Annotated in this window: 30 protein-coding genes; 16 read left to right on the forward strand and 14 right to left on the reverse strand. The window is 65.9% G+C overall.

Annotation, left to right across the window (positions count from 1 at the left end):
• Window positions 1-2 precede the first annotated feature (2 nt).
• Complete coding sequence (locus tag AADZ55_RS05750) at window positions 3-1,163, forward strand: cation:proton antiporter (RefSeq protein WP_085323256.1); 1,161 nt, start codon at window positions 3-5, stop codon at window positions 1,161-1,163.
• A gap of 12 nt (window positions 1,164-1,175) precedes the next feature.
• Here the strand turns inward: AADZ55_RS05750 and AADZ55_RS05755 are convergent, their stop codons facing one another.
• Window positions 1,176-1,721, reverse strand: a complete 546-nt coding sequence (locus tag AADZ55_RS05755) for an Rv3235 family protein (protein WP_085323257.1) — start codon at window positions 1,719-1,721, stop codon at window positions 1,176-1,178.
• A gap of 200 nt (window positions 1,722-1,921) precedes the next feature.
• Between AADZ55_RS05755 and AADZ55_RS05760 the strand changes: the two genes are divergently transcribed.
• The 6 genes from AADZ55_RS05760 (at window position 1,922) to AADZ55_RS05785 (ending at window position 9,026) form a co-directional block, all read left to right on the forward strand.
• Complete coding sequence (locus tag AADZ55_RS05760; RefSeq protein ID WP_085323258.1) at window positions 1,922-3,331, forward strand: WS/DGAT/MGAT family O-acyltransferase; 1,410 nt, start codon at window positions 1,922-1,924, stop codon at window positions 3,329-3,331.
• A 45-nt stretch (window positions 3,332-3,376) separates the two neighbouring features.
• Complete coding sequence (gene ppk2, locus AADZ55_RS05765) at window positions 3,377-4,243, forward strand: polyphosphate kinase 2 (protein ID WP_207568999.1); 867 nt, start codon at window positions 3,377-3,379, stop codon at window positions 4,241-4,243.
• A 147-nt stretch (window positions 4,244-4,390) separates the two neighbouring features.
• Window positions 4,391-4,900 (forward strand): DUF6912 family protein, encoded by a 510-nt coding sequence (locus AADZ55_RS05770; RefSeq protein WP_085323260.1) that lies wholly within the window; start codon window positions 4,391-4,393, stop codon window positions 4,898-4,900.
• A gap of 144 nt (window positions 4,901-5,044) precedes the next feature.
• Window positions 5,045-6,187 carry a ferredoxin reductase gene (locus AADZ55_RS05775; RefSeq protein WP_085323261.1) on the forward strand — a complete coding sequence of 381 codons (1,143 nt, stop codon included), beginning with the start codon at window positions 5,045-5,047 and terminating at the stop codon, window positions 6,185-6,187.
• 76 nt (window positions 6,188-6,263) lie between these two features.
• A complete protein-coding gene (locus AADZ55_RS05780) occupies window positions 6,264-7,547 on the forward strand; it encodes a fatty acid desaturase family protein (RefSeq protein ID WP_085323262.1) in 1,284 nt (427 codons plus the stop codon).
• A 192-nt stretch (window positions 7,548-7,739) separates the two neighbouring features.
• A complete protein-coding gene (locus tag AADZ55_RS05785; RefSeq protein ID WP_085323263.1) occupies window positions 7,740-9,026 on the forward strand; it encodes a fatty acid desaturase family protein in 1,287 nt (428 codons plus the stop codon).
• 92 nt (window positions 9,027-9,118) lie between these two features.
• On the opposite strand, the gene AADZ55_RS05790 is transcribed toward AADZ55_RS05785, so the two are convergent.
• Genes AADZ55_RS05790 through AADZ55_RS05805 form a run of 4 tightly spaced genes read right to left on the reverse strand, consistent with a single transcriptional unit; the run spans window position 9,119 to window position 11,842 of the window.
• The gene (locus AADZ55_RS05790) at window positions 9,119-10,306 is read right to left on the reverse strand and encodes a thiolase family protein (protein ID WP_085323264.1); all 1,188 of its coding nucleotides are present in this window, start codon (window positions 10,304-10,306) and stop codon (window positions 9,119-9,121) included.
• An 18-nt stretch (window positions 10,307-10,324) separates the two neighbouring features.
• A complete protein-coding gene (locus AADZ55_RS05795) occupies window positions 10,325-10,861 on the reverse strand; it encodes a hypothetical protein (protein ID WP_085323265.1) in 537 nt (178 codons plus the stop codon).
• Window positions 10,858-11,181 carry a hypothetical protein gene (locus AADZ55_RS05800; protein ID WP_085323266.1) on the reverse strand — a complete coding sequence of 108 codons (324 nt, stop codon included), beginning with the start codon at window positions 11,179-11,181 and terminating at the stop codon, window positions 10,858-10,860. Before AADZ55_RS05800 ends, AADZ55_RS05795 begins: the two co-directional genes overlap by 4 nt.
• Window positions 11,174-11,842: a winged helix-turn-helix transcriptional regulator gene (locus AADZ55_RS05805; protein WP_085323267.1), complete on the reverse strand. Its 669-nt coding sequence runs from the start codon at window positions 11,840-11,842 to the stop codon at window positions 11,174-11,176. The genes AADZ55_RS05800 and AADZ55_RS05805 overlap by 8 nt, the downstream gene beginning before the upstream one ends.
• A gap of 210 nt (window positions 11,843-12,052) precedes the next feature.
• Between AADZ55_RS05805 and AADZ55_RS05810 the strand changes: the two genes are divergently transcribed.
• A complete protein-coding gene (locus tag AADZ55_RS05810; protein WP_085323447.1) occupies window positions 12,053-12,526 on the forward strand; it encodes a winged helix-turn-helix transcriptional regulator in 474 nt (157 codons plus the stop codon).
• Here the strand turns inward: AADZ55_RS05810 and rsgA are convergent.
• Together rsgA and aroA are read right to left on the reverse strand one after the other, a co-directional pair.
• A complete protein-coding gene (gene rsgA, locus AADZ55_RS05815) occupies window positions 12,513-13,505 on the reverse strand; it encodes a ribosome small subunit-dependent GTPase A (protein WP_085323268.1) in 993 nt (330 codons plus the stop codon). The genes AADZ55_RS05810 and rsgA overlap by 14 nt on opposite strands.
• Complete coding sequence (gene aroA, locus AADZ55_RS05820; protein WP_085323448.1) at window positions 13,502-14,854, reverse strand: 3-phosphoshikimate 1-carboxyvinyltransferase; 1,353 nt, start codon at window positions 14,852-14,854, stop codon at window positions 13,502-13,504. Before aroA ends, rsgA begins: the two co-directional genes overlap by 4 nt.
• A 94-nt stretch (window positions 14,855-14,948) precedes the next feature.
• Between aroA and AADZ55_RS05825 the strand changes: the two genes are divergently transcribed.
• The 3 genes from AADZ55_RS05825 to AADZ55_RS05835 all read left to right on the forward strand — a co-directional run bounded on the left by AADZ55_RS05825 (window position 14,949) and on the right by AADZ55_RS05835 (window position 17,574).
• Entirely contained in the window at window positions 14,949-15,707 is a 759-nt protein-coding gene (locus AADZ55_RS05825) for an SOS response-associated peptidase (RefSeq protein WP_085323269.1), read from the forward strand.
• A 169-nt stretch (window positions 15,708-15,876) separates the two neighbouring features.
• Window positions 15,877-16,080 carry a hypothetical protein gene (locus AADZ55_RS05830; RefSeq protein WP_133056392.1) on the forward strand — a complete coding sequence of 68 codons (204 nt, stop codon included), beginning with the start codon at window positions 15,877-15,879 and terminating at the stop codon, window positions 16,078-16,080.
• A 57-nt stretch (window positions 16,081-16,137) separates the two neighbouring features.
• On the forward strand, window positions 16,138-17,574 hold the full coding sequence (locus tag AADZ55_RS05835) for a GNAT family N-acetyltransferase (protein ID WP_085323270.1): 1,437 nt from the start codon (window positions 16,138-16,140) through the stop codon (window positions 17,572-17,574).
• Here the strand turns inward: AADZ55_RS05835 and AADZ55_RS05840 are convergent.
• Complete coding sequence (locus AADZ55_RS05840) at window positions 17,571-18,419, reverse strand: SDR family oxidoreductase (RefSeq protein ID WP_085323271.1); 849 nt, start codon at window positions 18,417-18,419, stop codon at window positions 17,571-17,573. The genes AADZ55_RS05835 and AADZ55_RS05840 overlap by 4 nt on opposite strands.
• Before the next feature lie 299 nt (window positions 18,420-18,718).
• Here AADZ55_RS05840 and sigH point away from each other — a divergent pair, with 299 nt between their 5' ends.
• Window positions 18,719-19,369 (forward strand): sigma-70 family RNA polymerase sigma factor SigH, encoded by a 651-nt coding sequence (sigH, locus tag AADZ55_RS05845; protein ID WP_085323449.1) that lies wholly within the window; start codon window positions 18,719-18,721, stop codon window positions 19,367-19,369.
• Entirely contained in the window at window positions 19,366-19,671 is a 306-nt protein-coding gene (gene rsrA / locus AADZ55_RS05850; protein ID WP_085323272.1) for a mycothiol system anti-sigma-R factor, read from the forward strand. Before sigH ends, rsrA begins: the two co-directional genes overlap by 4 nt.
• Window positions 19,672-19,780: 109 nt before the next feature.
• On the opposite strand, the gene AADZ55_RS23470 is transcribed toward rsrA, so the two are convergent.
• Window positions 19,781-19,855, reverse strand: coding sequence for a 50S ribosomal protein bL37 (locus AADZ55_RS23470; RefSeq protein WP_085976515.1), 75 nt, complete (start codon window positions 19,853-19,855; stop codon window positions 19,781-19,783).
• A gap of 202 nt (window positions 19,856-20,057) precedes the next feature.
• On the opposite strand from AADZ55_RS23470, the gene AADZ55_RS05855 reads away from it, so the two are divergent.
• Together AADZ55_RS05855 and AADZ55_RS05860 are read left to right on the forward strand one after the other, a co-directional pair.
• Complete coding sequence (locus tag AADZ55_RS05855) at window positions 20,058-20,273, forward strand: biotin/lipoyl-binding carrier protein (RefSeq protein WP_085323450.1); 216 nt, start codon at window positions 20,058-20,060, stop codon at window positions 20,271-20,273.
• A 49-nt stretch (window positions 20,274-20,322) separates the two neighbouring features.
• Complete coding sequence (locus AADZ55_RS05860) at window positions 20,323-21,825, forward strand: sensor histidine kinase (protein ID WP_085323273.1); 1,503 nt, start codon at window positions 20,323-20,325, stop codon at window positions 21,823-21,825.
• Between the two features lie 62 nt (window positions 21,826-21,887).
• On the opposite strand, the gene whiB1 is transcribed toward AADZ55_RS05860, so the two are convergent.
• Together whiB1 and AADZ55_RS05870 are read right to left on the reverse strand one after the other, a co-directional pair.
• Window positions 21,888-22,142 carry a transcriptional regulator WhiB1 gene (gene whiB1 / locus AADZ55_RS05865; protein ID WP_003416884.1) on the reverse strand — a complete coding sequence of 85 codons (255 nt, stop codon included), beginning with the start codon at window positions 22,140-22,142 and terminating at the stop codon, window positions 21,888-21,890.
• A 283-nt stretch (window positions 22,143-22,425) separates the two neighbouring features.
• A complete protein-coding gene (locus AADZ55_RS05870) occupies window positions 22,426-23,391 on the reverse strand; it encodes a diacylglycerol/lipid kinase family protein (protein WP_085323274.1) in 966 nt (321 codons plus the stop codon).
• A gap of 125 nt (window positions 23,392-23,516) precedes the next feature.
• Between AADZ55_RS05870 and AADZ55_RS05875 the strand changes: the two genes are divergently transcribed.
• Complete coding sequence (locus AADZ55_RS05875; protein ID WP_085323275.1) at window positions 23,517-23,948, forward strand: hypothetical protein; 432 nt, start codon at window positions 23,517-23,519, stop codon at window positions 23,946-23,948.
• Here AADZ55_RS05875 and AADZ55_RS05880 read toward each other — a convergent pair.
• The 3 genes from AADZ55_RS05880 to AADZ55_RS05890 are packed head-to-tail and all read right to left on the reverse strand — an operon-like array spanning window position 23,900 to window position 26,111.
• Window positions 23,900-24,382 (reverse strand): GNAT family N-acetyltransferase, encoded by a 483-nt coding sequence (locus AADZ55_RS05880; protein ID WP_119184864.1) that lies wholly within the window; start codon window positions 24,380-24,382, stop codon window positions 23,900-23,902. The two genes, AADZ55_RS05875 and AADZ55_RS05880, sit on opposite strands and share 49 nt — an antisense overlap.
• A complete protein-coding gene (locus tag AADZ55_RS05885; protein ID WP_085323276.1) occupies window positions 24,379-25,503 on the reverse strand; it encodes an isochorismate synthase in 1,125 nt (374 codons plus the stop codon). Before AADZ55_RS05885 ends, AADZ55_RS05880 begins: the two co-directional genes overlap by 4 nt.
• On the reverse strand, window positions 25,500-26,111 hold the full coding sequence (locus AADZ55_RS05890; RefSeq protein WP_085323277.1) for an acid phosphatase: 612 nt from the start codon (window positions 26,109-26,111) through the stop codon (window positions 25,500-25,502). Before AADZ55_RS05890 ends, AADZ55_RS05885 begins: the two co-directional genes overlap by 4 nt.
• Between the last annotated feature and the right edge of the window lie 2 nt (window positions 26,112-26,113).

Consider the following 26,113-nt stretch of genomic DNA (forward strand, 5'->3'; position numbering starts at 1 on the left):
CGGTGGAGATTTCGAGGGCGCTGCTATTCGAGCTCGGCGTCCTGTTGACCGTGCTCGCGGTGTTGGGTGCAGTCGCACGGCGGTTCGCGTTGTCCCCGATACCGGTCTATCTGTTAGCGGGTCTCTCGCTAGGCAATGGCGGCATCCTGGGGATAGCCGCCGCCGGTGAGTTCATCGCCACGGGCGCGCCCATCGGTATCGTCTTGCTGTTGCTGACCTTGGGTCTGGAGTTCTCCGCGACCGAATTCGCCAGCAGCCTGCGCCGCCACCTACCGTCCGCCGGTGTCGACATCGTCCTCAACGCCACACCCGGTGCCGTGGCGGGCTGGCTTTTGGGCTTGGACGGCGCGGCGATCCTGGGCCTGGCCGGGGTCACCTATATCTCCTCCTCGGGCGTCATCGCGCGCCTGCTGGAGGACTTGCGCCGGCTCGGTAACCGGGAAACACCGGCCGTGCTGTCGGTGCTGGTCCTCGAAGACTTCGCGATGGCGGCCTACCTGCCGCTGTTCGCGGTTCTAGCGACGGACGGACGCTGGCTGGACGCGGTAGCCGGCATGATCGTCGCGGTCACCGCGCTACTGGTGGCGTTCGCGGCGTCCTACCACTGGGGTCATCACGTCGGCCGCCTGGTGACCCACCCCGATTCCGAGCAACTGCTGCTGAGGGTTCTTGGCGTCACCTTGATCGTGGCGGCGGTGGCCGAGTCCCTGCACGCATCGGCCGCCGTCGGGGCGTTTCTGGTCGGCCTCACCCTGACCGGGGAAACCGCTGACCGGGCACGCACGGTGCTGGGTCCCCTTCGTGATCTTTTCGCCGCGATCTTCTTCCTGGGCATCGGCCTGTCGGTTGACCCACGAGAGCTACTTCCGGTGCTTCCGGTAGCCCTGACTCTCGCCATTGTCACCGCGGCGACGAAGGTTGCCACCGGGATGTTCGCCGCTCGGCGGGACGGCGTGGCGCGGCGTGGGCAGCTGCGTGCCGGCACGGCGCTCGTTGCCAGGGGCGAGTTCTCCATGATCATCATCGGACTGGCCGGTGCATCGATCCCGGGGGTTGCCGCCCTGGCGACGTCGTATGTATTCGTCATGGCGATCATGGGTCCGGTACTGGCCCGGTATACCGGCGGTCCGCTACCGGCCGCCGCCACCGCAACGCCGAACTAGCGGCGGGCGATCTCAACCGATGTGCAGGGCGACCATCAGCCATCGGGTTCCGTTGCCACCGGACACTTGCTCCACGCGGCAGGCGATCGCGTGGATCCGGTCACCGCGGCTGTAGGTGCCGAAGACCTCGGCGGCCTTCTGCGGGGTGTCACGCCCGACCGGCTGGAGCCGCGTGCGGCGCAGCACTGCCGCGCCTTCTTGTCCGGCGCCCGTGCGGCTTACCGAGAGCACCGAGTCGACGAAGCTAGGTGCGAGCAGCGGGCGCAGCTGGGCTACCGGGCGGCGGCGGTCGATGACTTCCAGCACTCGGCGCAGCGCCGCGTCGGCGAAGATCGCCGCTTGGCGCATCGGCAGCGACATGGTCGCGGACCCGACCGCTGCCGCGCCGACCGCAGGATGTCGGGCTCGTCGGCGAGCCACATGCGGGGTGTGGGGCCGCGGCGCCGCGTGGGATGATTGCCCGCACGGCGGGATGTTTCGCGGTGGTGGCTCGTACTCGACGACGGGTGTGACGGCGAAGGTGTCGCCGGGTGAGTTCGCGATACGACTGATGGTCAACGGGCACCCTCCAGAGTCATCGATCGCATGGGGAGCCTGCTGGAGAGTGGCAGACGACTGTTGTGCGGTGTTCTAGTTGCCGGCCATCATCGCACAACGAAGGCTCGCGCGTACCCGCGCCGTGAAGTGCCCGGACTGGCCGTTACCGTGGGCGACGGCGTAGGTCGTCGCGACGAATTGACGAGGAGGGCAGGGCCGCAATGGTTACTCGGTTGTCTCCATCGGACGCCGCCTTCTATCAGCTGGAAAACACTGCTACCCCCATGTATGTCGGATTGCTGTTAATCCTGCGTCGCCCGCGTGCCGGTCTGAGCTATGAGAGTTTGCTGGAAACCGTCGAACAGCGGCTACCGCAGATACCGCGTTACCGGCAGAAAATCCAGGAAGTGAAGTTAGGCCTGGCCAGGCCGGTGTGGATCGACGATCACGACTTCGACATCACCTACCACGTCCGGCGGTCGGCGCTGCCGTCCCCGGGCAGTGACGATCAACTGCACGACCTGATCGCGCGGCTGGCCGCGCGGCCGTTGGACAAGTCGCGGCCGTTGTGGGAGATGTATCTGGTCGAGGGCCTGGATAAAAGTCGCATTGCCCTGTACACCAAGTCGCACCAAGCCCTGATCAACGGGGTAACGGCACTGGCGGTTGGACATGTCATCGCCGACCGGACGCGGCGGCCACCGCCGTTTCCCGAAGACATCTGGATCCCGGAACGCGACCCGGGCACCACCAGGCTGCTGCTGGGCGCGGTGGGTGACTGGCTGGTTCGACCGGGGGCGCAGCTACAGGCCGTCGGATCTGCGATCACCGGGTTGGCAACGAATTCTGGCCAACTCGTCGACACCGGCCGCAAGGTTCTCGATATCGCGCGTACGGTTGCACGTGGCACGGCACCGCGTAGTCCGCTCAATGCCACGGTGTCGCGCAATCGGCGATTCACGGTAGCCAGTGGAAGTCTTGAGGACTACCGGACTGTACGGGCTCGCTACGACTGCGACATCCACGACGTGGTGTTGACGGTGATCGCCGGCGCACTGGGCAACTGGCTGATGTCACGCGGCGAAGCGGTGGCACAGACCGCGACGATTCGGGCGATGGCTCCGCTATCGGTGTATGCCGATGACCAGCTCGACTCAACCGGTCCTGGTCAAGCGATGAGCCAGGTGACGCCGTTCTTGGTTGACCTCCCAGTGGGGGAGCGCAACACCGTGGTGCGCCTTTCCCAAATCGCCCATGCCACCGAATCGAACCCGACGGCCGCCAGTCTGGTCGATGCGAGGACCATCGTCACACTGTCCGGCTTTGCGCCCGCCACCTTGCACGCCATGGGTGTCAAGGTCGCCACCACTTTCTCGGCGCGGCTATTCAATCTGTTGATCACCAATGCCCCCGGAACCCAGTCGCAGCTGTACATTGCGGGTACCAAGCTGCTGGAGGCCTACTCCGTGCCGCCGCTGCTGCATAACCATGCGCTGGCCATCAGTGTGACGTCGTACAACGGCATGCTGTATTTCGGGATCAATGCCGACCGAGACGCGATGAGCGATGTCGATCTGCTGCCAGGGCTGCTGGGTCAAGCACTGGACGAGCTTCTGGAGGCTTCTCGGTAGTTGTTGGGGGTCAACATTGCTGGGGTGGATATAACATCCGTTGATGTGAGCACCGCGACCAACGACGGCGCCTCGGCGAAGGCGAAGGGAAAGAAGTCAGCTGTGCCGGCCCGACGCAAGATCTCCAACGCCGTCTACGAAGCCGAATTATTGCGGCTGCAAACAGAATTCGTGAAGTTGCAAGAGTGGGTGCGGCATTCCGGTGCGCGTCTTGTGGTCATCTTCGAAGGGCGCGACGCTGCCGGCAAGGGTGGCGCCATCAAACGGATCACCGAATACCTCAGCCCGCGGGTCGCCCACGTAGCCGCATTGCCCGTGCCCACCGACCGGGAACGCGGTCAGTGGTACTACCAGCGGTATATCGCGCATCTGCCCGCCAAGGGGGAGATCGTGCTCTTCGATCGGTCCTGGTACAACCGCGCGGGTATCGAGAAAGTCATGGGCTTCTGTACGCCGCAGGAGCATGCGCTGTTTCTACGGCAGACCCCGATTTTCGAGCAGATGCTGATTGACGACGGGATTCTGCTTCGCAAGTACTGGTTTTCAGTCTCAGAGGCCGAACAGCTACGCCGGTTCAAGGCGCGACGGAGCGACCCGGTCCGGCAATGGAAGCTCAGCCCGATGGACCTGGAATCGGTGTATCGGTGGGAGGACTATTCGCGCGCAAAGGACCAGATGATGGTGCATACCGACACCCCCGTCAGCCCCTGGTATGTAGTGGAGTCCAATATCAAGAAGCACGCGCGGCTGAACATGATGGCCCACCTACTTTCCACGATCGACTACGGCGATGTGGAAAAGCCAAAGGTTAAGCTGCCGGAACGGCCGATTGTGAGTGACAACTACAAGCGTCCGCCGCGTGAATTGTCGACGTACGTCGACGACTATGCGGCCACGTTGATCGGGGGTTAGCGTGGCGATCGCAAGCGCGGTGGAGCCGGGCGCAGCGGGTCGGCACTGGATGAGCCTCGTGGCGATCGCAAGCGCGGTGGAGCCGGGCGCAGCGGGTCGGCACCGGATGAGCCCCGTGGCGATCGCAAGCGAGCGGGTACTCGCCCGGTGATGCAGGTTTACATTCCGGCCACGCTGGCCATGCTGCGGGAACTCGTCGCCGATGGTTCGTTGTGGCCGGTCAACGGCACCGCCTTCGCCGTGACGCCGACGCTGCGTGAGTCGTATGCCGAGGGCGACGAAGAGGAACTTGCCGAGGTGGCGCTGCGCGAGGCGGCGTTGGCGTCGTTGCGCCTGCTAGCGATGGACATCGGCACCACCCCTGGCACCTTCCCGCCGCGACGGACGGTGCTGGCCGCCGAGGTCGACGACGCCACGTACCGACCCGATCTTGATGACGCCGTCGTCAGACTGGGCGGGCCAATTTCGATGGCTCAGGTCGTCGCCGCATACGTCGACAACGCCGGTGCCGAGCCGGCTGTGACGGCGGCGATCGGGGTCATCGATGCCGCTGACCTTGGTGACGAGGACGCTGAGCTGGTTGTCGGTGACGCCCAGGACCACGATCTCGCTTGGTACGCCAACCAGGAGCTGCCGTTCCTGCTTGACCTGCTCTGACGATGCCCCGAGTGTGACGCATTCTGTGCGTCCGGCCCTAGATACGGGACCGTAGGTTACGGTACCGTAGCTTTATTGGATAGGCGTGAAACCGTCTCCAACCTGGGCGGAAGCTTAAGGCCGCACGGTGAGCAGGAGCTTCCTATGAGCAAGAAATACGCGCCGGTTACCGCCAACGTCGTCGACACCAGGCGCCCCACCATCGCCGGAGCCGACAGGCATCCAGGCTGGCATGCGTTACGCAAGATTGCCGCGCGTATCACGACGCCACTATTGCCCGACGACTATCTTCACCTGGCGAATCCGCTGTGGTCCGCGCGGGAACTGCGGGGTCGCATCCTGGAGGTTCGCCGGGAGACGGAAGACTCCGCGACCCTGGTCATCAAACCGGGCTGGGGTTTCGGTTTCGACTACCAGCCGGGCCAATACATCGGGATCGGGCTGCTGGTCGACGGGCGCTGGCGCTGGCGGTCGTATTCGCTGACATCGAGCCCGGCGGCGTCCGGGTCCGCACGCACGGTGACCATCACGGTGAAGGCGATGCCGGAGGGCTTTCTGTCCAGCCATTTGGTGGCCGGTGTCAAGCCGGGGACCATCGTGCGGCTGGCCGCGCCGCAGGGCAATTTCGTGCTACCCGATCCGGCGCCGCCGTCGATTCTGTTCTTGACTGCCGGGTCGGGGATCACGCCGGTGATGTCGATGCTTCGAACGTTGGTGCGCCGCAATCAGATCACTGACGTGGCACACGTGCATTCGGCGCCGACCGAAGCTGACGTGATGTTCGGTACCGAGCTGGCCGCGCTGGCGGTCGACCACCCCGGTTATCGGTTGTCGGTGCGGGAGACGCGCGCCGAGGGCCGGCTGGACCTGACCCGGATCGGTCAGCAGGTGCCGGACTGGCGCGAACGCCAGACCTGGGCGTGCGGGCCGGAGGGCATGCTCAACCAGGCCGAGAAGGTCTGGTCATCGGCGGGCATTAGCGACCGGCTGCACCTGGAGCGATTCGCGGTGTCCAAGGCGGCACCCGCCGGGGCAGGAGGCGCGGTCACGTTCGCCCGCAGTGCCAAACGTGTAGTCGCCGATGCCGCCACGTCGCTGATGGAAGCGGGTGAGGGTGCCGGTGTGCAGATGCCCTTTGGCTGCCGGATGGGGATCTGTCAATCGTGTGTGGTCGACCTGGTGGAAGGCCATGTCCGGGATCTGCGAACGGGCCAGGAGCATGAGCCCGGAACCCGGGTCCAGACCTGCGTGTCGACCGCCTCGGGCGACTGCGTGCTGGACATTTAAGTTACCCACAGGTAACTTACGGATTCGTAGGTTACGATAGCGTAGGTTCTGCACCGCATGAGGCAGGGAGGGGACGATGGCGATCACAGACGTCGATGTATTCGCGCACCTGACGGACGCCGACATCGAAAACCTGGCCGTTGAGCTGGATGCCATCCGCCAAGACGTTGAGGACTCGCTCGGCGAGGGCGACGCCCGCTACATCCGCCGCACCATCGCCGCCCAGCGCGCGCTCGAGGTGACCGGCCGGCTACTGCTGGCGGCCAGCTCGCGACGCTCGGCCTGGTGGGCCGGCACGCTGACCCTGGGCGTGGCCAAGATCATCGAGAACATGGAGATCGGCCACAACGTCATGCACGGCCAGTGGGACTGGATGAACGACCCCGAGATTCACTCCTCGACGTGGGAGTGGGACATGGGTGGATCCTCCAAGCACTGGCGGTACACCCACAACTTCGTGCACCACAAGTACACCAACATCCTCGGTATGGATGACGACGTCGGCTACGGGATGTTGCGGGTCACCCGTGACCAGCGCTGGAAGCGCTACAACATCCTCAATTTGGTGTGGAACACCATCCTCGCCATCAGCTTCGAGTGGGGAGTTGCGGTGCAGCACTTGGAGATCGGCAAGATCCTCAAGGGCCGAGCCGACGGCGGGACCAAGGCCCGGCTGCGTGAGTTCTTCGGCAAGGCCGGCCGGCAGCTGGTCAAGGACTACGTGGCGTTTCCGGCGTTGACCTCGGTGTCGCCGGGTGCGACGTATCGGTCGACCTTGACCGCCAATGCGGTGGCCAACGTGATCCGCAACGTGTGGTCCAACGCCGTGATCTTTTGCGGGCATTTCCCCGATGGTGCCGAGAAGTTCACCAAGACCGACATGATTGGCGAGACGAAGGGGCAGTGGTATCTGCGGCAGATGTTGGGCAGTGCGAACTTCGATGCCGGGCCGGCGCTGCGGTTCATGAGCGGTAATTTGTGCCACCAGATCGAGCATCACCTGTATCCGGATCTGCCGAGCAACCGGCTTGCCGGGATTTCGGTGCGGGTGCGTGAGGTCTGTGACAAGTACGACTTGCCGTACACCACCGGCTCGTTTTTGGTGCAGTACGGCAAGACGTGGCGCACGCTGGCCAAGCTGTCGCTGCCGAACAAGTACCTGCGTGACGACGCTGATGACGCGCCCGAGACCCGCAGTGAGCGGATGTTCGCCGGTCTGGGGCCGGGTTTTGGGGGTACTGATCCGGTGACCGGACGCCGCCGCGGGCTAAAGACCGCGATTGCCACCGTGCGGGGTTGGCGGCGCGGCAAGCGTGCCGGGACGCCACCAGCGGCAGGCGCAGACGACCTTGCGGCCTAACCGAGCCTGACGTTGACGGCCCAGATGTCAGCGCCGGGATCCCGTCGGCCGCCAACGGAGCCACGTCGGGATCGGCCCGCTGGTGACCACTGTCGAGCGATGGGATAATCGGGCGGTTGGTGCCGAGAGGCAAATTCGTGTCGCCCCGATCCGGGGCGGGTAACTTACAAGATCACTGCAGGAAGGCAAACGATGGCGATCACAGACGTCGATGTATTCGCGCATCTGACGGACGCCGACATCGAAAACCTGGCCGTTGAGCTGGATGCCATCCGCCAAGACGTTGAAGAGTCTCGCGGCGAGCGCGACGCCCGCTACATCCGCCACACCATCGCCGCCCAGCGCGCGCTCGAGGTGACCGGCCGGCTACTGCTGGCGGCCAGCTCGCGACGCTCGGCCTGGTGGGCCGGCACGCTGACCCTGGGCGTGGCCAAGATCATCGAGAACATGGAGATCGGCCACAACGTCATGCACGGCCAGTGGGACTGGATGAACGACCCCGAGATTCACTCCTCGACGTGGGAGTGGGACATGGCCGGGACATCCAAGCAGTGGCGGTACACCCACAACTTCGTGCACCACAAGTACACCAACATCCTCGACATGGATGACGACGTCGGCTACGGCATGGTGCGCGTCACCCGTGACCAGCCATGGAAGTGGCGCGACACTTTCAACTTGCTGATCAACGCCATTCTCGCGATCGGGTTCGAGTGGGGAATTGCTTTGCGGCACTTGAACGCCCGCAACATCTTCAAGAGGCGGGTCGAGCGTGAAGCGGCCAAGGTCCGGCTGCGTGAGTTCTTCGGCAAGGCCGGCCGGCAGCTGGTCAAGGACTACGTGGCGTTTCCGGCGTTGACCTCGGTGTCGCCGGGTGCGACGTATCGGTCGACCTTGACCGCCAATGCGGTGGCCAACGTGATCCGCAACGTGTGGTCCAACGCGGTGATCTTTTGCGGGCATTTCCCCGATGGTGCCGAGAAGTTCACCAAGACCGACATGATTGGCGAGACGAAGGGGCAGTGGTATCTGCGGCAGATGTTGGGCAGTGCGAACTTCGATGCCGGGCCGGCGCTGCGGTTCATGAGCGGTAATTTGTGCCACCAGATCGAGCATCACCTGTATCCGGATCTGCCGAGCAACCGGCTTGCCGGGATTTCGGTGCGGGTGCGTGAGGTCTGTGACAAGTACGACTTGCCGTACACCACCGGCTCGTTTTTGGTGCAGTACGGCAAGACGTGGCGCACGCTGGCCAAGCTGTCGCTGCCGAACAAGTACCTGCGTGACGACGCTGATGACGCGCCCGAGACCCGCAGTGAGCGGATGTTCGCTGGTCTGGGGCCGGGTTTTGGGGGTACTGATCCGGTGACCGGACGCCGCCGCGGGCTAAAGACCGCGATTGCCACCGTGCGGGGTTGGCGACGGGACAAGCGTGCCGGGACGGGGTCGGCGCCCGACGTCGACGATCTGGCGGCATAGATCTTCTCCCTGAGCGTGAACTGATTGCGAAATCTCGACGGAATCTTCGCAATCAGTTCACGTTCGGCGCGCGACAGGCGTCGGCTCGGCCCTTACCCCAGGTGCTCGATGATGGTGGCGTTGGCCATTCCGCCGCCCTCGCACATGGTCTGCAGCCCGTACCGCTTCCCACGTTGCTGCAGCGCGTTGAGGAGTGTGGCCATGATGCGGGCGCCACTGGCGCCCAGCGGGTGGCCGATCGCGATGGCGCCGCCGTTGACGTTGGTCTTCGCCAAATCCGCCCCGGTGTCCTGCGCCCACGCCAGCACGACGGGCGCGAATGCCTCATTGACCTCGAACAGGTCGATGTCGTCCAGCGTTAGACCGGCACGCCGCAAGACCTTCTCGGTGGCCGGGATGACCCCGGTCAGCATGTAGAGCGGGTCGGAGCCCACCACGGTTGTGGTGTGAATGCGGGCCAGCGGGCGCAAGCCCAGTTTCTTCGCGACGTCGCTGCTGGTGAGCAGGACTGCGGCGCTGCCGTCGGACAACGGCGACGAGTTGCCCGCTGTGATTGACCAATTGATCTGCGGGAAGCGTGTTTTGACCGCGTCGCTGTAGAACGCCGGCCGCAAGGTGGACAGCGTTTCGACCGTGGTGCCGGGCCGGATGATCTCGTCGGCGGCAAGCCCGGCGATAGGGATGAGCTCGTCGTCGAAGAGGCCGTCCTTGGTGGCACGGGCGGCGTTGTCATGGCTGGCGGCGGAGAACTCGTCGAGCTGGGTACGGGAGAAACCCCACCGCGCGGTGATCAGTTCGGCGCTGATGCCCTGTGGCACCAGTCCATCGGGGTAGCGCCGCGCCATATCCGCGCCGAACGGATTGCTGCCCGGCAGTAGCGAGCTGCCCATCGGAACGCGGCTCATCGATTCCACGCCGCCGGCGACGACAAGGTCGTAGGCGCCGGCGAGCACGCCCTGGGCGGCGAAGCTGATGGCCTGCTGGCTGCTGCCGCACTGCCGGTCGATCGTGACGCCGGGAACCGTCTCCGGGAATCCGGCACCCAGCAAGGCATTGCGCGCGATGTTGACCGCCTGGTCGCCGACTTGGGTGACCGCGCCGGCGATCACGTCGTCGACCTGTGTCGGGTCCACGCCGGTGCGCGCCACCAGTTCGCGCAGGCTGTGTGCCAGCAGGTCGGCGGGCAGCACATCGTGCAGCGCGCCGCCGGGCTTGCCCTTGCCGATGGGGGTGCGAACGGCGCCGACGATGACGGCGTCACGGCCCTGGTATCCGGCCATGGGTCCTCCTAAGGAGGGCTAGGTATTGAATGCTGTACCCAGCTGTAACGCCTGGGTATGCCAAAAGCAACCCAGATGCGACGTGACTTGCGCGACACTTTGGCCAATGCGGCGTTGCCCGGTGCCGTCGAGCGTTGTGCGCGGGTCGAGCCCGCGGGTCATGCTCCGAGCTTCGCAACCAACCACCGGCGTAGGCGCGGCCAGTCGGGCTAGCCGCATCGCGCTGAGCGCGACCAGTCGATGCGTGGACACGCCGGACGGGAGCGCCTCGGCCCAGCGAAGTTGAAACATCGTTTTGTGCCGCAGCAGGTCTGCGCCCGGGTGGTCTGTCGGAAACGGCGACGGCACGCGTTTGAGGTTGGCGCCGGCGATGTCCACTCCGCCGGGTGAAACGTGCTCGATCAGCCGGGCGCCAAGGTCATTGACAAGGTTGCGGGCCGGGTCGAGCAAGTTCTGCTCCCAGTCTCCGCGTACCGCGGCGAAGCTCGCGGGGTCGAGGGTTGGCAGGCGAGCCAGTAACGCTAGCCCGGCGGGCGGAAACCCGTTGAACGTCACGCCCGCCCGCTCACGAATTGGCGGGCCTCGTCGATCAGGGCGGCCCATCTGACCTCATCGCGCGCGTCGATGAGCACCCACTCCCGGAAGGTGCGCCCGGCCGGTGCAAAAGGCTTGCCCTGGCCGGCCTCGATGAGTTGTTCGACGCGGTGACGTGGGAGCTTGACGACGAGATCTCCGGTGCGGCGGTCGCAAGAGGCAAAGAACGCTCCGTCGACCCGCAGGCACGGGAAGCCCATCATGGTGCCGGATGCCACCCCGGGTTGGTTGCGCGCGGCGGCGGCGACGTCGTGGAACAAGTCGGTGGGGTGGTCAGGCATCGGTGGTCTCCTGTTCGACGCGGAGCAGGTAGCCGGTGGCCGCGAGCCAACGCGGCCAGGCCTCCGGACGGCCGTCAGCGATCACCTCACCGCTGCGGCGACCGTCGTCCCAGTCGATTTCGCCGGCGGCCCATCGCTCGAGGAACGCCGAGGTGGTCGAGACGATCAGTTCCGCGCCGGGCGCCGCGCCGGGTTCGTGGCTGAGCCGGCGGTCGGCGAAACGCAGGGTCGTGGGTCGATCGTCGACTACGAGCCGGAACAGACCGTCGGCCACGGTCTGAATGCCGTCGACGTAGCTGACGTCGAATCGTTGCTCCGTCGCGCCGTCAGCGGTGGGATCGGAGAGGTAGCCGACACCCCATCGGCGCAGCGCGCACAGGGCATCGTCGAGCGTGCGACCCCGCTCGGTCAGTGTGTAGACGACGCTGGCGCCGATCGCGCCGGGCTGACGCGCCACCAGCCCGGCCTGCTCAAGCCGGCGTAGTCGATCGGCGAGCAGGCTGGTCCCGATACCCGGAAGCCGACTAAGCAGCTCGCCGTACCGGTGCGGCCGTGCGAGCAGCTCTTGAATGATCACCAGGGTCCACCGCTCGCCGACCACATCCAGCGCGCGGGCCAGTGGGCAGAATCGCCCGTATCCGCGCCATGGTCCCCTGGGCATTCCCGATCGCCCTCAGGATGGTGGCTGCGACGCCATCGTGGCCGGGGTGTCGAAGTAGTAGGTTTCGCCATTCGGCATAGCGTTCTCTCATTCGAAGAATTCACTCCCATAATAGGAGTCAATCGCTCGGTGATGTCAATGGCGATCTGTCCGGTCGCGGCAGCCATCAGCTGGGTATTCTCAAAGGAACCCAGACCGGGAGGTGATCGCATGACACTGTTGCAGGGGAAGCTGGCCGATCGCGCTGGCTGGTCGGCGGTCGGGGAGTGCCCGATCGAGAAGACCATGGCGGCGGTCGGCACCAAGTCGGCGATGCTCATCATGCGCGAGGCCTACTACGGCACCACCCGGTTCGACGACTTCGCCCGCCGGGTGGGCATCACCAAGGCCGCGACTTCGGCGCGGCTAGCCGAACTCGTCGACCTGGGGCTGCTGACGCGGCGGCCCTACCGCGAGCCCGGCCAGCGGAGCCGCGACGAGTATGTGCTCACCGATGCAGGCATCGACTTTATGCCGGTGATCTGGGCGATGTTCCAGTGGGGACGGCGTCACCTGCCCGGCGGCAACCGGCTCGGGCTGACCCATCTGGGCTGTGGCGCCGAGGCGGATGTTGAAATCCGGTGCGCCAAAGGGCATCCGGTGCCGCCCGACCAGCTCGGCATGCGGCTGGTCAGATCTCCCTGAGCACTACCAGCAGCCGCCGGGCGGCGCCGACGCGGCGGGCAGCTGGTCCCGCCAAGGCATCCAGCGCGCATTCGGGATCGGCCGGCGGTCCCATGTGCCCGCAGCCGCGCGGACACTCCTGGGTGGCCTCGGCGAGATCGGAGAAAGCCAATAGCACGTCGTCGGGCTGGATATGGGCCAACCCGAACGAGCGGATTCCCGGGGTGTCGATAACCCAGCTGGAACCGGGCGGCGTATCTCCCAACTGCAGCGCTACCGACTGCGTCGACGTGTGTCGTCCCCGGCCGATGTCGGTGACCTCACCCACCGCCCGATCGGCTTCGGGCACAAGACGATTCACCAACGTTGACTTACCCACCCCGGAATGTCCGAGCAGCACGGTGATCTTGTCGGCCAGCAGGTCCGCCACCGCGAGCAGCGGATCGTCGATGCCCGCGGCGATCACGGCCAGATCCAGATCGGCAAAATGCTCGCCGAACGGTTCCGGTGGGGCGAGGTCGGTCTTGGTCAGGCACAGAATCGGTGTCAACCCGCCGGCGTAGGCGGCGATCAGGGCGCGGTCGACCAGGCCGGTGCGTGGCGGCGGGTCGGCCAGCGCGACCACAATCAGCAATTGGTCCGCGTTGGCGACCACCACACGCTCGGTGGGATCGGTGTCATCGGCGGTGCGCCGCAACACCGTTCGTCTCGGCCCTCGCCGCACGATGCGAGCCAGGGTGTCGGGCCGCCCGGACAGGTCCCCGACCACGTCGACGTCGTCGCCGACAACGATCGGGGTGCGGCCGAGCTCGCGGGCGCGCATCGCCGTGATTCGACAGTTGGGCCGGCCGCCAAGCACACACCCCCACCGGCCGCGGTCGACACTGACCACCATGGCGGCCTCGGCATCGGCGTGCTCGGGACGAGTCTTGGTTCGCGGTCGCGAGCCCCTGCCGGAGCGGACCTTGACGTCCGACTCGTCGTAGTCGCCGGGTCTCAACCGCCGGGCTCTTCCTGGATTGCCCGGCTCCTCCTCGGGCCGCCACGGCTGCCCGCATTGTCGCCGGGCTGTTCCTCGACGAGCATGCCCGCCCACAGCTGCGGAAACTCCGGCAGCGTCTTGGTGGTGGCGGCGATATCGTCGACCTCGACCCCGGCTACCCGCAGTCCGACGATCGCGCCGGCCATCGCCATCCGGTGATCCGCATACGCTCGCCAGATACCGGGTCGCAGCGGTGTCGCGGTGACCACCAGGCCGTCGGGTGTTTCCCGACAGTTGCCCCCCAACCGGTTGATCTCTGCGCTCAGCGCGGCGAGCCGGTCGGTTTCGTGGCCGCGCAGATGGGCGATGCCGCTCAACCGTGACACCGATCCCGGGGACGCCAGCGCCGCCAGCGCCGCGACCGATGGTGTCAGCTCGCCTACGGCCCGCAGATCGACCTCGAACCCGTCGTATCCCGCCGGCCCGCGCACTTCGAGGGATGAATCATCCTGGGTGACAACGGCATTGAGCTTCCGCAGAATGTTCAAGATGTGGTCGGCGGGCTGGACGCTGACCGCTGGCCAGCCGGTGATGCGCACGGTGCCGCCGCTGACTACCGCCGCTGCCAGGAATGCAACCGCGTTGGTCAGATCCGGTTCGACGTCCCAGCGTCGGGCCGCGACCGGGCCGGGGCGAAGCTGCCATTGGTTCGGCGCCGAGTCATCGATATCGACGCCCGCTTGGCGCAGCATCTGTACCGTCATCGCGATGTGCGGCGCGGACGGCAGCGACGAACCGGTGTGTTGCACGGTCAGGCCATCGGTGAACGCTGACCCGGACAGCAGCAGCCCGGACACGAACTGTGATGACGCCGACGCATCGATGGCCACCGTGCCGCCGGCGACCGACCCGCTGCCGCACACCCGGAACGGCAGGCCGGTGCCGTCGACGGGGACGCCGAGTCCGCGCAGCGCATCCAGCAACGGCGCGATGGGCCGGCCCCGGGCCTGCTCGTCGCCGTCGAAGGTGACCGGAGTGGCGCCCAGCGCGGCCAGCGGCGGAACAAAACGCAAGACCGTGCCTGCCAAGCCGCAGTCCACTCGGGCGTGGGGGCCGGGTTCGATTCGACCGCTGAGGGTCAGTTCCGAACCTGCACCGTCAGCGCGCAAGCCCAAGGTCCGCAGCGCGCCGATCATCAAATCGGTGTCGCGGCTGCGCAACGCGCCGGCGATGGTGGACGAGCCGCGGCCTTGCGCGGCTGCCAGCGCCGCCAGCACCAGCGCTCGGTTGGTCTGCGATTTCGAGCCTGGAACGGTCACGGTCGCGTGCACCGGTGTCGGCGCCGACGGGGCCCGCCATGTCTTCAAGTGCTCGGTGCTGCTCACCGCTTCATCCTGCCGTGTCGGTGGGCGTCGTGGGTACAGGCACCGAAGCGAGTCCGTGCGGAGCACTATGGGAGTTATGTGCGGACGGTTTGCGGTCACCACCGATCCGGCCCTACTGGCCGAGAAGATCACGGCAATTGACGAGGCCACCGCGACCGGCGGTGGGCAGCCGAGCTACAACGTCGCACCCACCGACACGATTGCAACGGTTGTGTCCCGGCACAGCGACCCCGCCGACGAGTCCTCCCGCCGGGTGCGGCTCATGCGCTGGGGACTGGTTCCGCCGTGGACCAAGGCCGGTTCCGATGGCGCACCCGATACCAAGGGCCCGCTGCTGATCAACGCCCGCGCCGATCGGGTCGCCACCTCGCCGGCCTTCCGGAACTCGGCCAAGAACAAGCGCTGCCTGGTGCCGATGGACGGCTGGTACGAATGGCGGGTCAATCCCGATGCCGCCCTGGGCAGGCAGAACGCCAAGACACCGTTCTTCATGCACCGCAGCGATGGCGCCCCGCTATTCATGGCCGGGCTCTGGTCGGTGTGGAAGCCGAACGGTTCGGCCCCACCGCTGCTGAGCTGCACGGTGATCACCACCGACGCCGTGGGCGAGCTGGCTGAGATCCATGACCGGATGCCGTTGATGCTGGCCGAAGAGGACTGGGACGACTGGCTGAGTCCGGACGCCCCGCTGGATCCCGAGCTGCTGGCCCGCCCGCCCGATGTGCACGACATCGCGCTGCGTCAGGTGTCGACGCTGGTCAACAGCGTGCGAAACGATGGGCCCGAGCTGCTTGAGCCGGCCACGCCGCAGCCCGAACAGATCAGGCTGCTGTGACGGTGGTGACCCGTCAGGCGGCGGCGGGAACGGCCAGAGCGCGGGATTCGGTACGCCGCGTGAACTTGGCCGCAACCCGCTCGTAGGTGGTGGTCCGCCCCTGGCCGGTGAGAACGTGGACAGCGGTGATGATCGCCGCACGAGGACGGGGGACAGGACCATCATGACGATGAGGGTGGGAACAAGCACCATTTCACCTGCATTTCTCCGCGCAGCGGTGACCGCGGATGAACTGCGGGACTACGTCAAAGAGCGGGTAGCCGCAGGCAAGTATCCGCGCCGGATCTGGCTTGTCGACGAATTGCCCCAAGGGCCCACCGGCAAGGTCCAAAAGCGTGACATCACCGTCCCGACGAGTGAAAGCGCACACTAGAGCGGCCATAGTCAGGGCGCGTTTGCTTGAACTCATCGCGGGCCCGACAATCGCAGGATGCGCGAGGCGATGCTGTCCGACGACTTGTCAGACGGGATTGTCACGCTGTCACCCTTGTGTCTCGATGATGTCGAGGCGCATCTGCTTGGCGAGGACGAGCAGCTGGTGCGTTGGCTTAGCGGTGGGCCCTCGACCCGAGCGGGGGTCGAAGCGTACATCCGGCACTGCGGCGAGCAGTGGGCGACCGGCGGGCCGCTCCGATCTTTTGGCATCCGCACACTTGCCGGCAAGACAATAGTCGGAACGATCGATCTGCGTTTCGCCGGCGAGGGGTTGGCTAGCGGACAGGTTAACGTTGCCTATGGGCTCTACCCGACCTGGCGAGGGCGTGGATTCGCCACTCGCGCAGTCGATCTGGTGTGTCGGTACGCGGCCGAACGCGGTGCGACCGAAGCGGTGGTCAAGGTGGAGCCCCAGAACTCGGCATCGGCGAGGGTGGCGTTGCGGGCGGGCTTTACCTTGGTTCGGCGGATCTGTGAGCAGGACGGAACCGCATTCGACCGCTACGAGCGCGTCCTACCGGCGAGACGCGAAGCGAAGCCCGTCGGCGCCAAGATGCACGCCGATGAGGTCGACATCGACCAGCCAATGGTGCGGCGGCTACTGCATGCACAATTCCCGCAGTGGGCGGACCTGTCCATCGCACCGGTCAGCTCTGCGGGAACGGACAACGCGATGTTCCGGCTCGGCGAGCGCATGGCCGTGCGCATCCCCCGCATCCACTGGGCCGTCGAGAGCCTCCAAATCGAGCAACGGTTGCTGCCGTGGATCGCTCCGCAGCTTCGTGTCGGCAGCCCGATCCCGGTCGGATTGGGAATCCCGGGGGAGGGGTTCGATTGGCCGTGGTCGGTCTGCCGGTGGGTGGTGGGTGAGAACCCGACGGTAGGTGAGTCCGGCCGGCTCGTCCGGGACCTGGCCGGCTTCATCACCGATATGCGGGCGATCGACCCCGCCGACGGCCCGAAGGCTGGGCGTGGTGCGCCACTGGCGGAGCAGGACGAGGAGGTGCGGACGGCGCTGGAGGCCCTCGACGGGCTCCTCGATACCCGGGCGGCAACCGCGGCGTGGGATCACGCGCTGTGCCTTCCCGCTTACGCCGGGCCCCCGACGTGGTCCCACGGCGACCTGTCCCGATTCAACATCCTCACTACCGACGGACGCCTGACCGGCGTCCTCGACTTCGGCCTGATGGGCGTCGGCGACCCGAGCGTCGACCTGATCATCGCGTGGAATTTCCTCTCGGTGTCCGCCCGGGAGCAGTTTCGCGCCGCGGTCCACGCCGACGACGAGGCCTGGGCTCGCGGCCGCGCCAGGGCGCTGGCGATCGCGCTGGTCGCGCTGCCGTACTACCAGGACACCAACCGGAAGCTCGCGGCCAGCGCCCGCTACGCCATCGGTGAAATCCTCGCCGATTTCCGGCGACGGCCACGCTAGGGCCCGACGTATCCCGGCGGGTTGACTTCCTCCACCCAGAGGTCGACACCGAGCTTGCCACCCGGAGTGCAGTCATAGACCGACAAGTCGGTGACGCCGGATTCCACCAGCACGTCCTCACACAACACCGAGTTGCCGGTGTATTCGCGGGAGGGCTTGTTGAGGATGGCGTGGGCGGCATCGGCATACACCTCGGGCTTGCGGGCCCGCGCCATCGCCTCATCCCCACCCAGCAGGTTCTGCACCGCGGCTGTGGCCACCAGCGTGCGTGGCCACAACGTGTTCGACGCGATGCCGTCGCCACGCATCTCCTCGGCGATCCCCAGCGCGCAAAGCGTCATGCCGTACTTGGCCATCATGTAGGCCGTCGGCTTCAGCCACTTCTTCTCCAGCAGGATTGGCGGGGATAGCGTCAGGATGTGCGGGTTCTCGCGGCCTTTCATGTGGGGGATGCACGCCTGTGATACGGCGTAAGTGCCGCGCACCTGGATGCTGTTCATCAGGTCGAAACGCTTCATCGACACGTCGGTAATAGACCCTAGGTTGATCGCCGAGGCGTTGTTGACGCAGATATCGATGCCGCCGAACCGCTCGACGGTGTTGGCCACCGCGGACGCGACGGAATCCGGGTCGCGGATGTCCCCGACGATCGGCAACGCCTGACCGCCGGCTTCCTCAAGTTCCTTGGCCGCGGTGAACACGGTGCCGGGCAGCTTGGGGTGCGGTTCGGCGGTCTTGGCGATCAAGGCGATATTGGCGCCGTCGCGTGCGGCGCGTTTGGCGATCGCAAGACCGATCCCGCGACTGGCACCCGAGATGAACATGGTCTTGCCGTGGAGGGACATGGCGCCACCCTAGCGCTCTGCCCTATTCGACAGGACTGTGGGACGGGCCGCGTCAGTCACGGCGCCGGAAATAGCGCGCCGGTAAACACGGTTGATTGGTTAGGTTCCTGCAGCCAGGTGGCTGGCCAAACCGGTGCAGACAGCGTCGGCCGTAGCCTTTAGATTGGGACGAGGGGAGTCTGGTGTCAACGGCGACGAGCCTGTTGGGTGAGGAGCGGTTGGCTCGCATCCTCCCAAGTCCGGTGTTTCTGCCGGTGCTATCCGGTGACACCGCAAACGAAGGGACCGGGTTAATCGAGATGGCCGACATCGATGGTGTGACCGGTTCGGAGGGTCAGCAGCCTGGGCCGCCCGAGGAGACGGACGCGGAGCTGACGGCGCGTTTCGAACGCGACGCGATTCCCCTGTTGGACCAGCTCTACGGCGGCGCGCTGCGCATGACGCGCAATCCCGCCGACGCCGAGGACCTGCTGCAGGAGACGATGGTGAAGGCGTATGCGGGATTTCGTTCGTTCCGCGAGGGCACCAACCTCAAAGCCTGGCTGTACCGGATCCTGACCAACACCTATATCAACAGCTATCGCAAGAAACAACGGCAACCGGCGGAGTATCCGACCGAGGAGATCACCGACTGGCAACTGGCGTCCAACGCTGAGCATTCTTCGACCGGGCTGCGCTCAGCTGAGGTGGAGGCGCTGGAGGCGTTGCCGGACACCGAGATCAAAGAGGCGCTACAGGCGTTGCCGGAAGAGTTCCGGATGGCGGTCTACTACGCCGATGTCGAAGGCTTCCCCTACAAGGAGATCGCCGAGATCATGGACACCCCGATCGGCACCGTGATGTCTCGGCTCCACCGCGGCCGCCGTCAGTTGCGCGGTCTTCTGGCCGATGTGGCCCGCGAGCGGGGATTTATCCGCGGTGAGCAGGCGCACGAGGGGGTGTCGTCATGAGCGAATTTTGCGGTCCGACCGACGCGCACGCCGACCACGACGATTTCCACGGCAGTTTGGGTTGCGCGGAAGTGATCGCCGAGGTATGGACCCTGCTTGACGGCGAATGCACCCCGGAAACTCGCGAGAAGCTGCGCCGGCACCTTGAGGCCTGCCCGGGGTGCCTGAAGCACTACGGGCTCGAGGAACGGATCAAGGCATTGATCGCGACCAAGTGCCGCGGTGACAAGGCCCCCGACGGCTTACGGGAGCGTTTGCGGCTGGAGATCCGTCGGACCACCATCATCCGTGGCGGGCCCTAGCGCGCCCGGCTCCTCCTCAGACCGCTTCGCGGTCTGCATCGTCGCCGCGCGCAGCCTGATTGCCCGGCTCCTCCTCAGACCGCTTCGCGGTCTGCATCGTCGCCGCGCGTTAAGAATTGGGCCGCTTGCCGTGGTTGGCCTTGCTGTGCTTGCGGTCGCGCTTCTTACGGCCACGCTTGGCCATCGGAACCTCCGTCATTGCTCAGATGCTGGGCGGGCAGCAGCCGCCCGGTTGTTGCCTAGTGTCTCATGGGGCATCGGGTGCGGCCTCAGTAGACCGCGCGCCGCGGCCCCGAGGGATCCTATGATTCGATATACCTGAGCTTGATGGAAGCCAGGTGGACCAGCAGTCAGCATGCGGCATGGCCGAAAAGAGTGGGGTGAAGATGGCCGAGGATGTTCGCGCCGAGATCGTGGCCAGCGTGCTCGAAGTCGTTGTCAACGAAGGCGATCAAATCGGCAAGGGCGACATCGTGGTGCTGCTGGAGTCGATGAAGATGGAGATCCCCGTCCTGGCCGAAGTTGCCGGGACCGTCAGCAAGGTGAGCGTGTCGGTCGGCGACGTCATCCAGGCCGGCGACCTTATTGCGGTGATCAGCTAGCAGTTGAACCCGTCATACCTGCCACCCGGGAGCGACTTGGGAGTTAGTCATGGCCACTCTCGGTGATCTGCTCGCCGAACACACGGTGTTGCCGGGCAATGCGGTGGACCACCTGCATGCGGTGGTCGGGGAGTGGCAGCTCCTTGCCGACTTGTCGTTTGCCGATTACTTGATGTGGGTTCGCCGCGACGACGGTGTGCTGGTGTGTGTTGCGCAGTGCCGGCCGAATACCGCACCCACGGTGATGCAGACCGACGCGGTGGGTACCGTCGTCGCCGCCGATAGCTTGCCGCTGGTCGCCGCGACCTTCGCCTGCGGCGCTGCAGGATCGGAAAGCGATGTTCGCCAACAGATTTCATGCCAAGACAACAGCTTGAATGTTGAGGTCTCCCCGGTGCGCTATGACGACCAGGTGGTGGCGGTGTTGACCCAACATCAAACCGAACGAGCGATCCGCCGCCGGTCCGGCCAATTGGAGACCGCCTACCTGGATTGCGCCTCCGATCTGGTGCACATGCTGGCGGAGGGCACTTTTCCCGACGTGGGGGACGTCGCCATGTCGCGTTCCACCCCGCGTGCCGGTGACGGCTTCATCCGTCTCGACATCGAGGGCGTGGTCTCCTACGCCAGCCCCAATGCCCTATCGGCCTACCACCGGATGGGCAGGACCACCGAGTTGGAGGGGCGCAATCTCATCGAAGCGACGCGGACGCTGATCTCCGACCCGTTTGAGGCGCAGGAAGTGGACGAGCATGTGCAGGACCTGCTGGCCGGCGGGAGGGGTATGCGCACGGAGATCGAAGCCGGCGGCGCTACGGTGCTGCTGCGGACCCTGCCGCTGGTGGTGCATGGTCGCAACGTCGGCGCCGCGATATTGATCCGCGACGTGACCGAGGTGAAACGCCGCGACCGGGCCCTGATATCCAAGGACGCCACGATCCGGGAAATCCATCACCGGGTTAAGAACAACCTGCAAACGGTGGCCGCGCTGTTGCGGCTGCAGGCGCGACGGACGGCCAATGCCGAGGGGCGCGAAGCGCTGATCGAGTCAGTGCGCCGGGTGTCGTCGATCGCCTTGGTCCACGATGCGTTGTCGATGTCGGTGGACGAGCAGGTGAACCTTGATGAGGTCATCGACCGGATCCTGCCGATCATGAACGACGTTGCGTCCGTGGACAGGCCAATCCGGATAAATCGAGTCGGCGACCTTGGGGTACTCGACTCCGACCGCGCGACCGCGCTGATCATGGTGATCACCGAGCTGGTGCAGAACGCGATCGAGCACGCGTTCGACCCGGCGGCGGCAGAAGGGTCCGTGATGATTCGAGCGGAGCGCTCGGCGCGTTGGCTCGATGTCGTCGTACACGACGACGGGCTGGGTCTGCCCGAAGGATTCAGCCTGGAGAAGTCGGACAGCCTGGGCCTGCAGATCGTGCGGACCCTGGTCTCCGCGGAGTTGGACGGCTCGTTGGGTATGCGGGAAGCCCGCGAAGGCGGCACCGACGTGGTGCTGCGGGTACCGATCGGCCGCCGGGGAAGGCTAATGCTGTAACCGCTACGCAACAGTGCGGCCCCGACGGTTGTCGGGGCCGCACTGTTGCGGAATCTGGGTGGTCAGACTCCGGTGCGGGCCTTGGTCCGGGCGTTGCGACGCTTCAATGCGCGCCGCTCGTCTTCGCTCATGCCGCCCCAGACGCCCGAGTCCTGGCCGGTGTTTAGCGCCCAGCTGAGGCACTCTGTGGTGACCGGACACCGATTACAGACCAGTTTCGCGTCCGCGATCTGCGCGAGTGCCGGGCCACTGTTCCCTACCGGGAAGAACAGTTCCGGATCCTCGTCACGGCAGACCGCCTTGTGGCGCCAATCCATTTGTCGTTACTCCTCACTATGTGCGCAGCAGTACGCACAGGTGTTTCTTCTTGGCTGGTAACGCGTGTACAGGAAAGGTTTCTGTACCCCTACGTATCTTCTCTGTATGCAACCTTTCGATCGTTTCACAGGCGGAACAGATGTCAATAGTGTTACGTAACCGCGTGGGCTATCTCACTTCGACGATCTCTTACCAAAGCTCTTACCTAGTTGTACTACACTGCGCCGCGATTTTCGCCCATCATTTGCGTCGCAAGCCCATCACATCTTTGGTTCTTGCAGGTCAAGGCCGTTTTTTTGCGGGTGGGGCAACCACCGCCAGGGCGTCCGGAACCGCGCGGAACGTCATGGTTTCCCGTACGCCGAGGTAGTCCCCGTCGAACTGGCTGGCGATCGGGGGGCCCATGGAGGTAACGCGCAAGCACGCGACGTCATCGTCGCTGATGAGGTAGTCGAAGTCGAACTTGGGCCGCTTGGCGAACATCTGCCGGACGACCCTGAGGGCCGGGAGCACCCTCATGCTGGTGGAGGCGAACACTCCCAGGCCAGACTCGAACGTGCAGGCGGGGTTCGTCCATACCGGCCGGTTGCTTGCGTAGGTCCACGGGCTGGAGTTGCACACGAAGACGAAGTGCACCCCGGTAACCGGATCGCGGTCGGGCAGTTGCAGCGTAAGGGTCGGTTCACGGCGCGTGTTGGCCAGCGCTGCGCGCACCGCCGCGCGAATATAGCGCCCCGCCGTCACTTTGCCCCCCTTATCGCGTTCGGCCTCTACCGCGGCCACGACCTCGGCGTCGACGCCCATTCCGCCGTTGAACACCGCCCACCGCTCGCCGCAGTCAATCAGCCCGATGCGACGCCACTGCCGGTGCCGGTCGTAGTCGTCGAGCAGCTGGATGAGCTGGTTGGTTGCCGCGATCGGGTCCGGGGAAATCCCCAGCGCTCGGGCTAGCACATTCGCCGAGCCGCCGGGTACGACCGCGACCGCGGGCACCGGTCCCGCCGGTGTCGAACCGGGGCGTCCCAGGATGCCATTGACCACAGCGCTTACCGTGCCGTCGCCGCCATGCACGACGACCAAGTCCACCCCATCGGCAACCGCCGCCTGTCCGAGTTCGGTCTCGTGACCAGGGTGGTTGGTGTGCTCAACCGTGAGCTGGAGGCGGCTTTTGAGCGCGTGCGCCAGCAGGTCACGACCGGCCGGCGTGGTGGAGGTGGCGGTGGGGTTGACGATAAGCACGGCGCGCATGAGGCATGAGCTTAGGCGCGGCGACGAGGAGGAGTACGGCAATTAGGGGCAGGCGCGCGATTGGGTCAGCCGGGCACCAAGTATTCCGCGCGGGCCGGTGACGCTCGCGTGACTACGCTGGCGAGGTGACTGTTCGCGCCCCGGCCACCGTGCGCGGCGCGGGACTGATAGTCGCCGCGCAGGGGGCCGCCGCGCTGGGGGTGGCCTTGGCGTTGGTGATACGCGGTCTCGGGGGAGTGGACCAGCGCGTGGTTAGCGGCTTAGGTACCGCTGTCTGGTTTGTTCTGGTGGGCGGCGGGGTGCTCGCTGCGGGCAGCGCGCTGGTGGCCGGCAAGCGCTGGGGCCGCGGGTTGGCCGTGTTCACCCAGCTGCTTCTGCTGCCGGTGGCCTGGTACATGGCGGTGGGCTCCCATCGGCCGGCGCTCGGGATCCCGGTCGGAATCGTGGCGCTGGCGGCGCTGATCTTGCTCTTTAGTCCCGGGGCCGTGCGCTGGGCCGCCAGGGGCGATCAGGGTGGTCCGCCCAGCGCGGCCAGTCGCCCTCCGGACAGCCGATAGGTAGTCCACTCGTGTTGCGGTTGCCCGCCGATGCGGTCGTACAGCGCGATGGCATCGGAGTTCCAGTTCAGCACCGCCCAGGACAGGCGCGTGTAGCCGTTTTCGAGGCATTCACCCGCCAGCGTCGACAGCAGGCCACGAGCCAGACCGCGGCGGCGAAACCGCGGCCAGACGAACAGGTCCTCCACATAGATGCCCGGTACGCCGTCCCAGGTCGAAAAGTTGAGAAACCACAGGGCCATCGCGGCAACTTCGCCGTCAACCTCGGCGACGTGGCATCGTGCGGTCGGAGAGTCTCCGAAAAGTGCTGTAGATACCTGTGTTTCGGTGATCGTGCATTGATCTGCGGCGCGCTCGAATTCGGCCAACCCGTGAATCATGGCAGCGATGTCGGCGCTGTCCTCCGGAGTGGCGCGACGGATGTTGTTGGTCACTGCTCAACTCCCAGCGCGGTCAAAATCGTGGCGAATTTCGTTGTGGTTTCCTCAAGTTCGTCATCCGGATCGGACTCGGCGACGATGCCGCCACCGGCGTGGGCGAGGGCTATGCGTCGATCAGCCGAAAGTTGTGCGCAGCGGATAGACACCACCCAGTGGCCGTCCCCCTGGGCATCGCACCAGCCGACCGTGCCGGCGTAGAAACCGCGGTCACCTTCCAGTTCGGCGATAAGCTCGGTGGCAGCCTTAGTCGGCACGCCGCCAACCGCCGGGGTGGGATGTAGTGCCAACGCCAGATCGATTGCGGTAGTTGACATATCGCGTAGCCGGCCTGTGATCGGTGTGCACAAGTGCCAAACGGCAGCGGTGCGGTTCAATTGGGGCTCGGTTGGGATCGTCAGGTCGTCGCATAGTGGTTCCAGGGCTACGCGCATCGTGTCGACGACCAATTGGTGTTCGTGGCGGTTCTTGGCCGAACTAGCTAGTGCGGCCGCGTTGGCGGCATCGAGTTCGGGGTCGGCGGCACGTGGGGCTGAGCCGGCAAATGGCTTGCAGACGACGCGATCGCCGGATCGTGCGACCAGAAGTTCGGGGCTCGCGCCCACCAGGGCAGCCCCGGTCTCGTGGTTGCCGGCGGGGGTGAGGTCGACGAGGTAGCCGTACACGGCCGGGTCGGCCTCGACCAGCCGGCGCAGGAGGGCGCGGGCGTCCAGCGGCGCATCGGCGGTCAGCTGCAACGCGCGGGCGAGCACCACCTTGTGCAAAGAGTTGTCGGGCGCGGCGAGTTGATCCCGTGCGCGGCTGATCCTGGCTCGATAGTCGGCAAGTGACGGGAAAGTGGCGGCGACGCGCACCTTTGGCAGCGGGCCGGCCGGCCAGTCGGGCAGCGCCTGGGCGCGTAGTACGGTGTCTGGCGCCATCAAGGCGGCGGGTCTGCTCACGTCGAAAGGCAACGCGCCCAACAGTATTGGGGCCGCACCTGAGCGCAGTGCCGCTTGCGCGGCCCGTACGTCGCAGTACCGCGACTGCACCCCGTGGGCTACTAGAGTGCCTCTCGGTCCACACAGCACGAAGGGCGGTTCGCCGCTTGCGCGCATCGTCGCCACGGTGGCGCTCACCCGGCTGCGATCGGCTGCGGGTGACCGGTCAACCCGAGTACCGCTAGCTGGCGCACGCCGTGCTCGAACCCGCAGACCCCGATTGAGGCGGCGTGCATGGCGAAGCGGCTGCCTTCGGCGAGCGGCAGCTCGACCCAGCGCGTGATTACCGCGCGAGAGAAGTGGCCATGGCTGACAAACAACACGTCTCGTGCTGACATGTGCGCCAGCGCCAGGGCTACGGCCCGGTCCGCGCGATCGCTTACCTGCTCCACACTTTCACCGCCTGGGCATCCGTGCGTCCACACCAGCCAATCAGGTTCGGATTCCCGGATCTGCGGCGTCGTGAGGCCCTCATAAGAACCGTAATCCCATTCAGCGAGTAGCGGAGATACCTCGTCCACTGTCAGGCCGGCCGACTTGGCGGTGTCCAGGCTTCGTCGACGCGGGCTGCAGATGACGATCGGGTTGTCGAGTTCGAGCCCATCCAGAAGCTGGCCGGCCAGCTCGGCCTGCGTCCGCCCGGTATCGGTCAGCTCGAGCTCGGTGCGACCGGTGTGCTGGCCGGACTTGGACCAGGCCGTCTCGCCGTGGCGGAGCAGTAGCAGTCGGTGGTTGCGCACGCCCATGT

This window comes from Mycobacterium decipiens, assembly GCF_963853665.1.
Taxonomy (GTDB): Bacteria; Actinomycetota; Actinomycetes; order Mycobacteriales; family Mycobacteriaceae; genus Mycobacterium; species Mycobacterium decipiens.

Coding starts and splice junctions, on each gene's coding strand:
- AADZ55_RS05760 (WP_085323258.1), top strand. CDS start 1,922: ATGGTTACTCGGTTGTCTCCATCGGACGCCGCCTTCTATCAGCTGGAA.
- AADZ55_RS05775 (WP_085323261.1), top strand. CDS start 5,045: ATGAGCAAGAAATACGCGCCGGTTACCGCCAACGTCGTCGACACCAGG.
- AADZ55_RS05780 (WP_085323262.1), top strand. CDS start 6,264: ATGGCGATCACAGACGTCGATGTATTCGCGCACCTGACGGACGCCGAC.
- AADZ55_RS05785 (WP_085323263.1), top strand. CDS start 7,740: ATGGCGATCACAGACGTCGATGTATTCGCGCATCTGACGGACGCCGAC.
- AADZ55_RS05790 (WP_085323264.1), bottom strand. CDS start 10,306: ATGGCCGGATACCAGGGCCGTGACGCCGTCATCGTCGGCGCCGTTCGC.
- AADZ55_RS05800 (WP_085323266.1), bottom strand. CDS start 11,181: ATGCCTGACCACCCCACCGACTTGTTCCACGACGTCGCCGCCGCCGCG.
- AADZ55_RS05805 (WP_085323267.1), bottom strand. CDS start 11,842: ATGCCCAGGGGACCATGGCGCGGATACGGGCGATTCTGCCCACTGGCC.
- AADZ55_RS05810 (WP_085323447.1), top strand. CDS start 12,053: ATGACACTGTTGCAGGGGAAGCTGGCCGATCGCGCTGGCTGGTCGGCG.
- AADZ55_RS05825 (WP_085323269.1), top strand. CDS start 14,949: ATGTGCGGACGGTTTGCGGTCACCACCGATCCGGCCCTACTGGCCGAG.
- AADZ55_RS05830 (WP_133056392.1), top strand. CDS start 15,877: ATGAGGGTGGGAACAAGCACCATTTCACCTGCATTTCTCCGCGCAGCG.
- AADZ55_RS05835 (WP_085323270.1), top strand. CDS start 16,138: ATGCGCGAGGCGATGCTGTCCGACGACTTGTCAGACGGGATTGTCACG.
- AADZ55_RS05840 (WP_085323271.1), bottom strand. CDS start 18,419: ATGTCCCTCCACGGCAAGACCATGTTCATCTCGGGTGCCAGTCGCGGG.
- sigH (WP_085323449.1), top strand. CDS start 18,719: ATGGCCGACATCGATGGTGTGACCGGTTCGGAGGGTCAGCAGCCTGGG.
- rsrA (WP_085323272.1), top strand. CDS start 19,366: ATGAGCGAATTTTGCGGTCCGACCGACGCGCACGCCGACCACGACGAT.
- AADZ55_RS05855 (WP_085323450.1), top strand. CDS start 20,058: ATGGCCGAGGATGTTCGCGCCGAGATCGTGGCCAGCGTGCTCGAAGTC.
- AADZ55_RS05860 (WP_085323273.1), top strand. CDS start 20,323: ATGGCCACTCTCGGTGATCTGCTCGCCGAACACACGGTGTTGCCGGGC.
- whiB1 (WP_003416884.1), bottom strand. CDS start 22,142: ATGGATTGGCGCCACAAGGCGGTCTGCCGTGACGAGGATCCGGAACTG.
- AADZ55_RS05870 (WP_085323274.1), bottom strand. CDS start 23,391: ATGCGCGCCGTGCTTATCGTCAACCCCACCGCCACCTCCACCACGCCG.
- AADZ55_RS05890 (WP_085323277.1), bottom strand. CDS start 26,111: ATGGGCGTGCGCAACCACCGACTGCTACTGCTCCGCCACGGCGAGACG.